The sequence below is a fragment of the Tolypothrix bouteillei VB521301 genome (assembly GCF_000760695.4).
Lineage (GTDB): Bacteria > Cyanobacteriota > Cyanobacteriia > Cyanobacteriales > Nostocaceae > Scytonema > Scytonema bouteillei_A.
In genome coordinates this window covers 2,563,411-2,577,283 of record NZ_JHEG04000001.1, presented here as the reverse complement: position 1 = coordinate 2,577,283, position 13,873 = coordinate 2,563,411, and the positions used below count along the sequence as shown (strand labels likewise).

At 42.1% G+C, this 13,873-nt stretch carries 10 protein-coding genes; 3 read left to right on the top strand and 7 right to left on the bottom strand.

Annotated elements, in window-relative coordinates; translation table 11 throughout:
- Window positions 1-3: 3 nt before the first annotated feature.
- Window positions 4-1,020 (bottom strand): type I-D CRISPR-associated protein Cas7/Csc2, encoded by a 1,017-nt coding sequence (gene cas7d / locus HC643_RS10360; protein WP_038082614.1) that lies wholly within the window; start codon window positions 1,018-1,020, stop codon window positions 4-6.
- Window positions 1,021-1,033: 13 nt separating this feature from the next.
- Complete coding sequence (locus HC643_RS10355; protein ID WP_038082613.1) at window positions 1,034-3,775, bottom strand: hypothetical protein; 2,742 nt, start codon at window positions 3,773-3,775, stop codon at window positions 1,034-1,036.
- Window positions 3,776-4,041: 266 nt separating this feature from the next.
- Here HC643_RS10355 and HC643_RS10350 point away from each other — a divergent pair, with 266 nt between their 5' ends.
- Window positions 4,042-4,905, top strand: a complete 864-nt coding sequence (locus tag HC643_RS10350; RefSeq protein WP_038109915.1) for a WCX domain-containing protein — start codon at window positions 4,042-4,044, stop codon at window positions 4,903-4,905.
- An 84-nt stretch (window positions 4,906-4,989) separates the two neighbouring features.
- On the opposite strand, the gene HC643_RS10345 is transcribed toward HC643_RS10350, so the two are convergent.
- The 5 genes from HC643_RS10345 to HC643_RS10325 form a co-directional block, all read right to left on the bottom strand.
- Window positions 4,990-5,259 carry a DUF433 domain-containing protein gene (locus tag HC643_RS10345; RefSeq protein WP_038109913.1) on the bottom strand — a complete coding sequence of 90 codons (270 nt, stop codon included), beginning with the start codon at window positions 5,257-5,259 and terminating at the stop codon, window positions 4,990-4,992.
- Window positions 5,260-5,273: 14 nt separating this feature from the next.
- Entirely contained in the window at window positions 5,274-5,708 is a 435-nt protein-coding gene (hepT, locus tag HC643_RS10340; protein WP_082051773.1) for a type VII toxin-antitoxin system HepT family RNase toxin, read from the bottom strand.
- A complete protein-coding gene (mntA, locus tag HC643_RS10335) occupies window positions 5,705-6,151 on the bottom strand; it encodes a type VII toxin-antitoxin system MntA family adenylyltransferase antitoxin (protein ID WP_038109912.1) in 447 nt (148 codons plus the stop codon). The genes hepT and mntA overlap by 4 nt, the downstream gene beginning before the upstream one ends.
- 223 nt (window positions 6,152-6,374) lie before the next feature.
- Window positions 6,375-7,394 (bottom strand): PDDEXK nuclease domain-containing protein, encoded by a 1,020-nt coding sequence (locus HC643_RS10330; protein ID WP_038109911.1) that lies wholly within the window; start codon window positions 7,392-7,394, stop codon window positions 6,375-6,377.
- 570 nt (window positions 7,395-7,964) lie between these two features.
- Entirely contained in the window at window positions 7,965-9,818 is a 1,854-nt protein-coding gene (locus tag HC643_RS10325; protein ID WP_237265863.1) for a FecR domain-containing protein, read from the bottom strand.
- A 361-nt stretch (window positions 9,819-10,179) separates the two neighbouring features.
- Between HC643_RS10325 and HC643_RS10320 the strand changes: the two genes are divergently transcribed.
- Together HC643_RS10320 and HC643_RS10315 are read left to right on the top strand one after the other, a co-directional pair.
- A complete protein-coding gene (locus tag HC643_RS10320; protein ID WP_050046155.1) occupies window positions 10,180-10,551 on the top strand; it encodes a zinc ribbon domain-containing protein in 372 nt (123 codons plus the stop codon).
- Between the two features lie 669 nt (window positions 10,552-11,220).
- Window positions 11,221-13,860 (top strand): EAL domain-containing protein, encoded by a 2,640-nt coding sequence (locus tag HC643_RS10315; RefSeq protein WP_038075026.1) that lies wholly within the window; start codon window positions 11,221-11,223, stop codon window positions 13,858-13,860.
- Window positions 13,861-13,873: the final 13 nt, after the last annotated feature.

The following is a 13,873-nucleotide window of genomic DNA, read 5'->3' as shown; positions in this document are numbered from 1 at the left end:
AGCTTAACTCTCTACTTCGGCTGTAGCTTTTTTACCTTTGCTCTTGCCTTTTTTAGATTCAGCAGGAACTTGACGGAAAGGTTCATAAGATTGGCTTAACTGCTTCAAGAAATTATCCCGTTTTTCTTCAGACCAATGATGCTCGACATCAGAAATTACGCTTGCGACTTCTTCGTCAGACAAATACACAGAAACACCTCGCTTATTCTTCCAGCTAGAAAGTACTTCTTTCGCTTTTTCCGCTAAACGCTTGCTATTCATTGGATGTTCTAAAGGTTTTTCTAAGGCATCATAAATAGCTTGTACGAGTTCCAAAGAACTGGGGAGTTCAGCAATACTGCCAAAGATACCTAATATCGAATTTTCTATCCGTCCAACACGACTGGAAACAGCACCATAGCGACTGGTGTAAAGAATGTTGCCAATGATATATCTTAATTCATCAGCAGTAACATCTTTGAGAGTAACAACATCCAGAAAGTGGACACCTGGTTTGATATACTCGCTGGTATTTAAAGCTGTTGAGGCGTTACCATTTTGGTCTCGCATTGTGCCATTCTCGTAAGTGGCGTTAATAGTTCTTTCTCCTAAAACTTCAGTAGCGGGTAAAACACTAAAAGCATCCTCCGTCCAAATTCGGCTTTTCTGTGCGCCGCCACCTCCTGCGGCAAAACCATAGAGAAAACAGTCCACGCACATTTCACAAGGAGCATTTGTGTTTAATGAACACAGAGCACCATCTTTACTGGTATATAACAGTTCGTGCGCTCTTAAATGCTCTCGTCCGTAACGTCTTTCTGGTGCAACTTGTTTGCGCTTAGTCATCACAAGGCGTTGAATAATGTTCTCATCATTAATGCCTGCTTGAACAAATTCGCTACACATGGGTTCACCAGAACCTTCTGTACGAAGGATGGTTTCAGATTGAGTTGTCCTGAGAACAGCTAAAGTAATAAACCGTCCTTTAGGAAAGTTTTCGTAGGTTTGAGCAAGAACAGAAGAAAGTTTTTGAATTGACATGGTAGCCTCCTAATTAAATAGATGTACTGACTTCAACAGAACCATTTTCAGATTTCTCTTTAAGCTGCTGACGGGCTTCTTCAAGGAAAAATAGATAAGCAGCTTCCAGAGTCTTTTGATCGGTCAAAAGCTTGTCGGGACGACCTTTATAAACTTCCTCATAAAGCTTTCGCAAAACTTCGTAATAACGTTTGATTTGCGAAAGTTTTGTTTGACCAACGCCATGTTCGCGAATGCGGTCTAAGCGGATATGATATTGCTGAATTAAAGCAGCAAAAATAACATCTAAACCCAAGTGAGGCTTTTGAGCGCGAATAGCTGAGATAAAGGCTGTAAAAGGTTCAGCTTGTGCAGTTCGTTTAAACGAGCTTCCCCAAATCTTGCCTTCAGCAGCAACTTGAGCCGCCTCTTTAAGATATTGGGTTAAGAGTGAGTTTTCATCTGGCATAAGGTTCTCCAATAGATTATTTAATGGTTCCCGAATTCGGCTCCAAATGACACTTAAGTTGGGTTCATCTTGCTCTCGCAAAGTCCAACGTAAAAGAACGTAATAAAGCTCAATCGGTCTTACACAACTACGGGCTAGATCGTACAGGCAGTCATCTACTTTCTGAATACTGGCGACAGACGTTGCAAGTTTTCCCATACATTGCAGGCTTTCAAGAATTCTTTCAGTGCTGATAATATCTGTGGTTTTTTGAGATTCTTCATCCTTACACCGACAATAATGTCCATTCCTTAAAAGAGGTTTAAGCGCTGCTGGAATTCCTTCTACTCGTCCAAAAATTCTACTTTCAGGATTATCATTGGATATTTCTACTTCTAAGTTTCCACTAATAGAGAAAGGAAATCCAAACTCCAAGGATAAAGACATTTCTAAAGCTAGACGTAGGGATTTGAGTAAGGCTAAAGAAGCATTTACATCACCCCAAACGAGAGGAAGAATAACTGTTGTATGAACAAAATCTCGACGTTTAGGAAAAGCAAATCCGACAACTTTATTAGGTTTAAAGTCTAGAGAGTTGTCTCGATACAGTTGCAATTCATCAACTGTGACAGTTCCACCTTCGGCATTAGTTGCAGCAAGCCTTTCTAAGTATTCCCGCCAAAGCCTCAATAGTTCTGGGCTTGAACCTTTAGGTAATGCAAAGTGTAAATACAGTGGATCTTGCTTTTTCACAGCAGGAAAATTTGCTCCTACTGCCATCAGTTGATATGCTAACGCTGCGATTGAATCTGCTTGTCTTTTTGGTTCTGCACTGATTCCACCGGGTAAGCGGTTAGAAAAAGCCTGTACTTTTGTACCGGGAGGCATAGCATCAGAAATAAGTTCGTCAATGTCATTGGAAGTAGAACCTAGAGAACACCTTTGTTTGGGATTAGCTTCTACATAAGCATCTAATTCCTTTAATCCATCTAACTTAGAAGCAATAGGTAAATTTAGCATTCGATTGACAACAGCGACCATTTCTTCTGATACTTCTGTTGCTTGCGATACTTGTGTACTGTCTTTTCTCAGTTGAAAAGATTCTTTCAACGCTTCCTTAATACCTTCAATCCCTTTGACTGCTGCTTTTGCTGCAAATAAAGGTCGTCCGTATTGCCCGTTAAATGCTTCTAATAATGGACGTTGTTGTTCGGTAATTCCCGCATGATGAGCAATCTTATCCCAAACATCTTTTGGATTTAATCCGGCTTCTCGGTAACTGAGGTATGCAGCTTTCAATCCTTCAGATACTGCAAACTCTTCTGCATTACTGACAGGAAGTAAACCCAGTTCAGATGCCTTCTGGATAGCTTCATTACCAGAATTCTCACCCCACTTTGCTATATCTTTTGCAACTTTGTCTGCTTTATAACCTGCTTTTTTCTTTTCTAAAAGTGCTTCTACATTGACCAGTACCTCTTCAATATTTTGTTGAATGGCTTGTTGAGCAATTTTGATTCCATCTTTAGTCGGTCTAACCAGTCGTTCAATATTATTTCCAAAAACTTCATCGATCTTTCTTTGCCAAACACCAGCAATCTCGGCTACTAAATCGACTTGTGGTATTGCTTCGCCTTCAAAAAGTTCGCCGTCAGGGAAAATAGCAAGAGGAGTTAAGCGGTATGTTTTTAAAACTTCTTCACACGCGCCTAGTAAAAGTGCAGTAATATAACCTCTGTCCTCAGACAAGCGGACTCTGAAAAGATTGCTAGGGCGGTCAAATGCAACTGTCAATTCATTTTGAACTTTGCGAAAACGTTCTGCATCAGGAATTCCCAGATCGAATAGATCGGCGGCTGTTATCATCGCCGCCCAACGTTCAATGTTGGGGTCTTCTGGTAAAAATCTCGCGCCATCACTGACATTATGCCCGGAATGGCGTTCAATAAGTCGTCTCGCTAACTCAAAGTCTTTTTCATTTGAGACGAAACTCAGTACACCTGCAAGTTCAAACTGTTGTTGTAAAAAATCCCTGTCTCTCGCTAAGGTTTTTACCTTACGTTCTTGTGGGTCTAATTTATTTAAGTCGTGAACTGCAGTTGCAGCTAACAGCACGGGTCGTTTGTCTTCTGGAACTTCAGCTATCCGGCTAACGGTCAACATGAACTGACACGCTGAATCTAAGTGTTCTGCAAGAGTCGTTCCCTTTCGCACACCATATTGATGATGCGTTCCCAATCGTTTGTATAACAAGGGCCGAATTTCACTAAAATAACGTTCCTCCAAGCTTTTTGGAGGCCCATTCAAAAGCCGAGTGCGCTTAGGCATATTAAAGATAATGGAATTCAAAATTGAGTCTATGTTACAAAGCTAGTTCTTGAAACTGTGGATTACACTGATATTTTGCTCTTATATGAGCTTTATTCAGTGTTTGCTGATTGTGTAAACAGAGTGCAAAGTTTTCAGCCACCTACATCCGCAATGAGAAATGGTTTCCTCAGCAATAATGTCGCTGCACTTGCTTGTCACTAGATTTATAATTACATTTACGACTATCGCACAAGATTCCTGTAAGTGCAAGTACATTTTTAAGAATGGTTAGAAAAAAAGACACGATTACACTGTCAATTCCGCCCGGAACCAAAGAAAAATTGGAGGAAATTGCTCGCAGCCTCGATATCAAATGGGGTAAAGAACCAAGTATTTCTGGCTTAATAGTAGCGATCGCCGAACAATCCCTTGAAGTAGGAAAGCCTTTTAGCCTCAGTTCAAACCAGGTTAACGCTTTGCAACAGGCTATAAAAGCCCTAAACGATGCGGGTCGTATTGGGGAAGCACAAACTGTACTTGCACTTTTACTAGAGCGAGGTAATCTTGAACCTCCCCTGCGTCAATCTCTAATGAAACAAATCAGCCAATCTACTCAAGGATGGCGAATTCAGATTGAGGAATGGATGAAAAAGCAACAGCCTTTCTACATTCTCTACCGTAATTCTCAAGGGGTAGAACTGGAATACACTATCCGTCATGCAGAACCTCGCTTTTTTGATAATCGCTTTTATCTTCTTGTCTGGTGTGAAGAAACACAAGATGTAGAAAAAGATATTCCCGAGCTACCAGAACTATGGCACAACCGTTGTTTAACCTACGATGGCATTAAGTCAGCTGTACCTCTCAACGGAAATTGGCGAGGACAGCTAGATTATCTAAAAGTGTACTTACACTTTCGAGGTTGGATGAAAAAAAGCTATAAACCTAAAGATGATGACGTTAGTGATGAGATGGTCGGAGATGTGCGGCAAGTTGTGCGACGAGTTGCAAACGAGTTTTGGCTGGTTAGGGAAGTTGCCCGTTACTGGGATGAGTGCGAGATTGTAGCACCTAATAGTATGCGCGATCGTCTTAAGCGTAAGCTCCGCACCCTCTGGAAGTTATATGAGATTGAGACCGATGCTTGACAGTATTACCAATCTCAAAATAAGTGTCCGGGCTTAGCATAATAACTAAAAACACCTTAATCTGGTGGACAAAAAAAATCTTTTTCATTTACACTCATGTTCATGCTGAACTTTTGAACTCAAAGGAATTTCCACAAACACATCCCTTGACATTTCTGCACCATAAGCAAGACACGCAAGCACATCTTCTCGTTCAATACTGGGGTACTCCTGAAGAATTTCTTCAATAGTCTCGCCACCAGCCAAAAGATCGAGAATCAGATAAACTGGGATGCGATGTCCGCGAATACGGGGTTTGCCAAAACAAATATTCGGGTCAATGGAAATTCTTGACAGCAAATTATCTCTGGTCATAGTGTTCCCCATCCTTATGTCTCTAATGAATCACAATACGCTATAACTTGCTGTACGTATAATCGATACTGCTCCAAAGCCTTTGGAATAGCCGAAAACACTATTGTGCTGTTTATGTCTTTATACTGATGAACTAAAATATTCCGCATTCCAACTGATTTTGCCAGTTCATCTGCTAAATTCTGAGTAATGATGCCTTTTTGTCCAGCCTGACTAAAAGAATCAAAATTTGTGGTTGGATTAATTTCGTATAACTGTAGCAACAGATATTTATTAATATCTGTTGCTGCTTCGACCATGAGTTGTAAGAGCCTTTCAACAATTAATTGCTGGGAAAAATCACCCAAATACTCATCAAGACTAATCGATTTAAACTTTTCTAAAGTATCGCAATATTTTACAACCAACCGAATTCTAACTAAAACGACTTCCCAGTCAATGTTTATCATAATCCCCACTTTTTCAATGCCATTTCGATAAGCTGGCGTTGCTCTTGGCGAAATTTTTTCATTTCTGACTCTGGTCTTAATGAAGTGCTCCGGAAATATTCATATCCTCCTGGATCTTTCTCATAAAGCAGAATACCATCACGAGCTATAAAATGTGCTACTAACCAGGAAGAATTATTAAGTTCTACTACATCAATTTTTTCGGGAGCTATTCCAAAAGTTTTCCCAAGAATGAGAGGAACTTCAAACCAGCCCCAATTATTATCCTTAATATGTATTTTTCGCTCTTCTTCATTAAAAAGTACGGCAAAATCCCAGTCACTTTGAGCATGGGTTTTGCCAGTAGCTCTAGAGCCAAATAAAATTAACAATTTGAGATAAGGAATTTTTTCAGGAAGTTGTCGAGCAAGTTTCTCGAGTTCTTCAAGTGTTGGTGTACTCATTGTCGTTTAAGAAAGTATTAAGGAACACAAGTTAGAGTAGGGTGTGTAACTTTTTTTCCTCTAGTTTCATTCCTAACCTATATTTCCTTTTATGCCTTAGGAATGTCCATTGTAAGAGTCCTTAGCAGGAATGTACACCTCAAGCAACCCATATCTCATCTCCTTTCATCTTAAGTCATTAAAGATGCCCAAAGTAGTGCTGCTTGGTTAATTCCATCAATTTTCATTCAATTCCCTCCAATAACTTGGCAACTTGCTCTGGAGCAGGAAGCTGGTGTTGAAGTTCTTGAGGTACAGTAGAAACTATCTGATAAGTTGCCACACCAATTGGTTTATTTGATTCTTTAAGTGCATACTCAACTATCGTTTTATTTTTAGATTTACAAAGAATAATGCCAATTGACGGATTCTCATCAGGTAGCTTTACCTTGTCATCCAAAGCAGCTAAGTAAAACTGCATCTTACCAACATACTCAGGCAAAAACTTACCAATCTTTAGTTCTACTGCTACCAAACATTTCAAACTACGGTGATAGAGCACAATATCTATAAAGTATTCTTCATCATCAATTTCCAAACGATATTGACTGCCAATAAAGGCAAACATACCTCCCATTTCTTGTAAGAATGGTTGCACCCTTTTCAGAATTTCCTTTTCTAGCTCACGCTCGCTGTATTCATCACCTAATTCTAGAAAGTCAAATGTGTATTCATCCTTAACTGCTAATTTTGCGCGATCGCGTATTTCTTCTGGTATGGCTTTATCAAAATTAGTTTGATTGAGGAGAGTTTTTTCGTAAGCTTTATTTTCAAGTTGATGAATTAAAACGTTCTTTGTCCAACCAAACTTGCGAGTCATTCTGATATAAAACTCTCGTTCCAAATCATCCTTACACTTTTCAAGAATCACTAGATTGTGAGTCCAACCAATTTGTGCAACCAATGGTTGCAGTTTTTCATTTTGGCTATAGGTAACATAAAAACTCCGCATATTCCAAATATTACGGGCAGAAAAGCCACTAATTCCAGGAAACTCTGCCTGCAAATCCCTTGCTAACTGTTCTACCACTGATTTTCCCCAACTAGCCCCCTGTTGACGGGTTATTATCATCTTGCCAATGTCCCAGTACAGAGCAATAAGTTCTTTGTTGACAGCTTTCAGTGCTTCATATTGAGCAGAACGAATGCGTTGTTTTACTTCAATTAGTAGGTTTTTGTAATCATCCGAAATCTGCTTACTCATGTTTGCTAATAATTTGATTTTTCAGTCTAATTAAAATTACCTCTCAATTAATGTCACTCACAACCCAATAGTGTAAAGTCTACCACTGTATGAAGATCCCCCCTAACCCCCCTTAAAAAGGGGGGAAAATATTCTTAAAGTTTGCTTTAAAGACGATTTAGGAGGAGCATCCCAATTTAGAAAAACACGCTTGCGATTGAAATCACGCCTACACAAACGAAGTCCCTCCGGGTATCTCCTGACGGAGATGCTTCGCGATGCCGCAGGCTATGCCCGCAAGGGCTATACGCTAGTTCCCAGGGCGCGGGAAACCCGCCTGCAGGACTCGACTCACCGCCTGCGCGGACTGTATACAAAGTCCACGTAGGTGGACTTTGTTTGTATAGCCGAGGCAGCGCGTTGCGGGGGTTCCCCCCGTTGAAGCGCCTGCCGTCCAGAATTCCATTCTGAGGGCAATTGGCAAATTTGGGATGCTCCTGATTTAGGGGGCTCTAAAGTTTTGGATACCCCAGCCACAACTTTTAAAACATCCTCTTAATCAAATCGTCGCTTCACTAATTTTCTGCTGGATTATTTGTCGCTGGGATTGCCGTTTCCTGGGTTCTCGTTACCGGGATTGCCTACGGGTTTGTCATTGCCTGGATTGCCATTGCCCGGATTACCATTGCCCGGATTGCCGTTCCCTGGGTTCTCGTTACCGGGATTGCCTACGGGTTTGTCATTGCCTGGATTGCCATTGCCCGGATTGCCATTGCCCGGATTGCCGTTTCCTGGGTTCTCGTTACCGGGATTGCCTACGGGTTTGTCATTGCCTGGATTACCATTGCCCGGATTACCATTGCCCGGATTGCCGTTCCCTGGGTTCTCGTTACCGGGATTGCCTACGGGTTTGTCATTGCCTGGATTGCCATTGCCCGGATTGCCATTGCCCGGATTACCGTTTCCTGGGTTCTCGTTACCGGGATTGCCTACGGGTTTGTCATTGCCTGGATTACCATTGCCCGGATTACCATTGCCCGGATTACCGTTCCCTGGGTTTTCGTTACCGGGATTGCCAACAGGTTTGTCATTACCTGGATTGCCATTGCCTGGATTGCCGTTCCCTGGGTTTTCGTTACCGGGATTGCCTACGGGTTTGTCATTGCCTGGATTGCCATTACCGGGATTGCCGTTCCCTGGGTTCTCGTTCCCTGGATTGCCAACAGGTTTGTCATTACCTGGATTGCCATTGCCTGGATTGCCATTACCGGGATTACCGTTTCCTGGGTTCTCATTCCCTGGATTGCCAACAGGTTTGTCATTACCTGGATTGCCATTACCGGGATTACCGTTTCCTGGGTTCTCGTTCCCTGGATTGCCAACAGGTTTGTCATTTCCTGGGTTGCCATTACCGGGATTACCGTTCCCTGGATTGCCAACAGGTTTGTCATTTCCTGGGTTGCCATTACCGGGATTACCGTTCCCCGGATTATTGCCAGGATTGTTGTTACCGGGTTGAGTACCCGGTTGAGAATTGCTCCGTTTACCAGTATTTGAAACAACTTGTCCTGTGTCTGGGAAGTTCTCGATTGGAGAACGATCTCTCATCACATTGTTGTCAATGCGATCGCTGTTATGACGAGTCGAGGTATCACCAGAAGAAGTCGTTGTTGTTAAGATAGGAGGATTTTCAATGACACCCGCACCCGTTAATGGCTGCTGTGTTGCGACTGCCTCCGCCGTTTCTGCTTGAATGCTAGCAAGTGAAGGATCTAAGCTCGGTACACCATTTTTAAGAGTTAAATTTAGCCCCCGAACTAAATTGCTTGTTTCATAAAAAGTTCTTAGGTCAAAATCGTATAAACCCTGAAACCTCTCTTTAACTATAACTATGAGTTGCCCAGCTTTCAGCTTTTGATTTTGAGAAGCCTTCTTGTTCTGAACTTGAATACCGCTATTTGTTAATGCACCCACAATTGTGGTGTCTGTTTGTGGATCGTAGCGTACAAACAGTGCAGAACCGCGAATTGCGGCAGCAGCATTTGGTGTATTTACCCTTGTTTGCCCTTGTCCGGGTGGAATCAGCAGTAATGCCGTCCCGTTTGAAAGTTTTAAGTTTCGTGTTTGTGGTACGAACTGAAAGATAGCTTGCTGTCCGATTCGCGCTATGGAACCGTCATTGAAGCGCAATTCTGCCAAAGCAGCCCTACCAGTAGACAAGCCATCTCCAGGAATCATGGCATCTAACTTGCGTGCCTTTCGCTTCGGCTTGTTTTGTGGCATGAGTTGCACTAAATTCCGAAATTCCTGAATAACAGCCAGTGTCAGAGGAGTCACAGCACTTGCCTTCTGTGGTAAGGGTAAAACAACACTTCCCCATAAACTCATTACTAGCAGTAGCAACAACTTGCGGAACATAAGTTTGCAGCCTCGGGCATTTGTCATTGGTCATTTCTTATCGATCGGTGGTCATAATGTGAGGTAGGTTGACATTGAAACTTACGCATGACCCTGCGATAAATTGGGGATGGGGAGATCTGCAACGCGTGCAATTCTCAAAATACCGTTGAGGTTGCATAAGTCTCGGTCACATAACGTCTTGTCTATTTTCACCGACCTGTACTAGCGATTACTTACTAACTTTGCACCCCAAGTCAAATTATCTTTAGTTGCCAAAAATAAAACTTCAGGAGAATTACGGGTTTTTTATGAAGAATGCATAAAAACCGAGGGCTGAGGGCTGCCCTCTACCCTCTTCCTTGCTGCCTGATAAAATAAAAACTTAGGCTACATTTAGGTATCGGTTTTGGAAACTACAACTTGTCCCCGTTGCCATCAACCTGTTAACTCCCAATCTGTCACTTGTCCCCATTGTCGCGTCGAGTTAAAAGCTTACGGACATCCAGGGATTCCCCTGCACCGCGCCACTGGGGGGCAGTATCTCTGCGACACTTGTACGTACAATACTGATGACAGCTGCACTTATCCCCAGCGTCCTTACGCTCAAGAGTGCATTCTCTACCAAAATATAAATGAAAGGCAATTAGAGTTGGAGCAGCAGAAGCAATCTAACAGTTTTGGTACCACCGTTCAAAATTGGGTGAGACGCAATCAAGCTTTCCTACTGTTGCTGGCTTTATTGTTTATTTGTTTTCTTATTGTATTATCTAGGTCTTAACAGCGATCGGCGATCGGTTCCTTCCCGTTCTTATAAGTAGGGAATTTCAGTAATGAACCCCTTTTTCTGTAAATAAATTTAGAAAATTATATTCCATACGTAACGGATCGTTTTTCAGTTGCTATTTGTCATTTCTTATTGATTGTTTGTCATTTTTCACCGATCGCCGATCGCCAACCATGATATGTCACAAAATGATTACTATGTACGAGCCCCCCATCTCCCCCAAACCCCAAATCACAGGAGGTGATAAGAGGTGTTGATTTGTCCGGTTGGGCGATGAGCGCTCACAAATTTTTCTTCTTTTCTTTCTTTGCTGAAAAATTCAGCAAATATACAGTGTGATATATTAGGTGTTTACTTTTATCCTAGGTATTTAAGAGCCAACCAGAGTGCAGCATTACAGAATAGCCAACTCAACAGCGACCTGATTCGTTGAAGTTGACCGTGGCTAAAACTCTCCTCGAAGTAATTTGATTCGTCGATCGCGCATCCTCGTGCCAGACAGACGAATGAGTTGCATCGAATAACGCTCGAAAATGCCCTTTATATACGGTAATAAAGCAGACTGAAGTAGCTTTTCAAGGCAATAGCACCAAATGTATGTCAAAACTTCTTCAAACAGTATTCTTCATCTCAAGAAAAGACGTGGGAATCTAAGGAAGACCAATGCCAAAACATGAGAGGGAAAAAATACGCCACCTTTTGATTCTTAACGATCTGAAAGGACAGCGCACTATCCCCCTAAAGGAGGCAACATATTCTCTTGGGCGGGATTTAAGAAACGCTATTGTTCTTAGTTCTCGGTCGGTTTCCAGACAACACGCTATACTCTTGCGAGTCACTGTTCCACAAACTGACCAGTATTGTTTTCGGATTATTGATGGCAGTTTTAAGGGAAAGCGGAGTACTAACGGTCTGTTTGTAAATGGCACAAAATGTTTTTCGCACGATCTTCAACACGGCGATGTTATTGAGTTTGGTAGCAATCAAGCTCAAGCTAAGTACTACGTAGTTTCTAACTTATCTGAAGAAGCATTCTCTGAGTACTGTGAAGAAAAGGATATCTATAAACTCATATCAGAGCAAACAAGTTCTGCAAATCCTTTTGAAACCGTAATTGGTTCTTCCAATCAAATCCTTGAAGAAGCGACCGAGGTGGCTTTAGCCCGTTTGGCATCTTTTCCCGAACTGAATCCCAATCCGATTATTGAGACCGATTTACAAGGCAAGATAACTTATCTCAATCCAGCGGCTGCTTCTAAATTTCCCAATCTCAGAGACAGTCAAAACAATCATCCGATCGCCGCAGGGCTTTCTGCTATGGTCCAAAACTGGAAGGGGAAATCTTTTGTTCGGGAGGTAGAAGTGAACGGAGAAGTTTTTGAACAATCTATTCACTACTTACCTGAAAGCGATCTTATTAGAACTTTCATTACTAGAGATATTACCGAGCAAAAACAAGCAGAGGCAGAATTGCGCCAGCGCGATCGCTTATTGCAAGCCGTTGCAGAAGGTACCAATTATTTGCTAGCAGAATTAAACTATGAAATATCTATTGACAAAGCTTTAGCTACATTAGGTGAAGCCGCTAAAGTGGATCGGATTTTCTTATTCGAGAACCATTTGCATCCGCAAACTCAGGAAATAGCTGTGAGTTTGCAGTTTGAATGGACGCATTCCAACTTTGACTCTTTTCGCTCTCAGTGGCAAAATCTGCCTTACGATAGTTGCGGGCTGTATCGCTGGTATGAAGCTCTTTCTAGCGGACAATCTATTTCGGGATTGACAAAAGAATTTCCCGAAACCGAACAAGAACACCTCGTTCAAAGTGGCATTCAATCTTTGCTTCTAGTACCCCTGCGACTAGAAGACAAATTTTGGGGTTTTCTTGGATTAGCAGACTGTAGCTGCGATCGTTACTGGTCAAAGCATGAAGAATCTGCTCTCTTAACAATGGCAGCCAGTATTAGTGCAGCAAAACTCCGCCAGCAAGTAGAAGAAAAAATTCGCTACCAAGCACTGCACGATATGTTAACTGGTTTGCCAAATCGCTTGCTTTTTGACGAGATACTTTCCAAAACTCTACCCAATGCATCGCGGATTGGCGAAAGTTTAGCTGTGATGTTCCTTGATTTAGATCGTTTTAAAACTATCAATGATTCTTTAGGACACACACTAGGAGATCGACTTTTAATTGGTGTTGCTCAGAGACTCAGAGAGTCCTTAAGAGCAGGAGACACAGTTGCTCGTTGGGGAGGAGACGAATTCATCATTTTACTACCCCGAATTCGCTCTATTGATGAAGTTGTACTAGTCGCCCGGAGAATCCTGCAAGCTCTAGAAAACCCTTTCGAGCTTGACGGCAATGAACTATACATCAGTGGCAGTATTGGTATCGCCTTACTGAATAAAGACAGCCCCGATGCTGAAACTTTGGTAAAACACGCAGATGCAGCTTTGTATAAAGCAAAAGAACTCGGAAGAAACAATCACCAATTTTACGCTGCTTGTTTGGGCGCTAAAACGCCTAATGTTCTTACTTTAGAGAAAAGCTTGCGCCATGCCTTAGAACGGAAAGAACTAGTAGTATACTACCAACCGCGAGTTAATATCTTAACAGGGAAGATTACAGGAATGGAAGCTTTGATAAGGTGGCAGCACCCAGAAATGGGATTGGTCGCGCCTAATGTCTTCATTCCCCTTGCTGAAGAAAGTGGATTAATCATCCCCATTGGAGAATGGGTTTTGCGGACAGCTTGCCAGCAGAATAAAATTTGGCAAGAGGCGGGCTTACCTCCCGTCACCATGGCAGTGAATCTTTCCCTCAAACAATTCCGTCAGCCTCAATTGGTAGAAACAGTAGCGACGATCTTAAAACAGACGGAACTAGAGGCACAATTTTTAGAGTTAGAGATTACTGAATCGACCGCCATTGAAGATATTGATTTCACTAGGAACGTGCTACAGAAACTAGAGGAAATGGGAGTTCATCTTTCCATAGATGATTTTGGTACGGGTCATTCCTCTCTCTCCCGCCTGCAACTCTTACCACTTCACAACCTTAAAATTGATGGTTCTTTCGTGAAAAATTTAACAACAGATGTTAAAGTCACTCATATTATTAGGGCAATAGTCACTTTGGGACGCAATCTGGGCTTGAGATTAACCGCCGAAGGAGTAGAAAAAGAAGAGGAACTAGAGTTTTTGAAATCTGTCCACTGTGAGGATGTACAGGGATTCTTGTTCTACCGACCCCTTTCAGCTCAAAAAGTGACAGAAATTTTGCGGAATGGGGTTACGGGTTAGGGACAAGAGGGGG

Bases quoted from the DNA above. Each gene is read 5' to 3' on its own strand.
- cas7d (WP_038082614.1), bottom strand. From the start codon at position 1,020: ATGTCAATTCAAAAACTTTCTTCTGTTCTTGCTCAAACCTACGAAAAC.
- HC643_RS10355 (WP_038082613.1), bottom strand. From the start codon at position 3,775: ATGCCTAAGCGCACTCGGCTTTTGAATGGGCCTCCAAAAAGCTTGGAG.
- HC643_RS10350 (WP_038109915.1), top strand. From the start codon at position 4,042: ATGGTTAGAAAAAAAGACACGATTACACTGTCAATTCCGCCCGGAACC.
- HC643_RS10345 (WP_038109913.1), bottom strand. From the start codon at position 5,259: ATGACCAGAGATAATTTGCTGTCAAGAATTTCCATTGACCCGAATATT.
- hepT (WP_082051773.1), bottom strand. From the start codon at position 5,708: ATGATAAACATTGACTGGGAAGTCGTTTTAGTTAGAATTCGGTTGGTT.
- mntA (WP_038109912.1), bottom strand. From the start codon at position 6,151: ATGAGTACACCAACACTTGAAGAACTCGAGAAACTTGCTCGACAACTT.
- HC643_RS10330 (WP_038109911.1), bottom strand. From the start codon at position 7,394: ATGAGTAAGCAGATTTCGGATGATTACAAAAACCTACTAATTGAAGTA.
- HC643_RS10325 (WP_237265863.1), bottom strand. From the start codon at position 9,818: ATGACAAATGCCCGAGGCTGCAAACTTATGTTCCGCAAGTTGTTGCTA.
- HC643_RS10315 (WP_038075026.1), top strand. From the start codon at position 11,221: ATGCCAAAACATGAGAGGGAAAAAATACGCCACCTTTTGATTCTTAAC.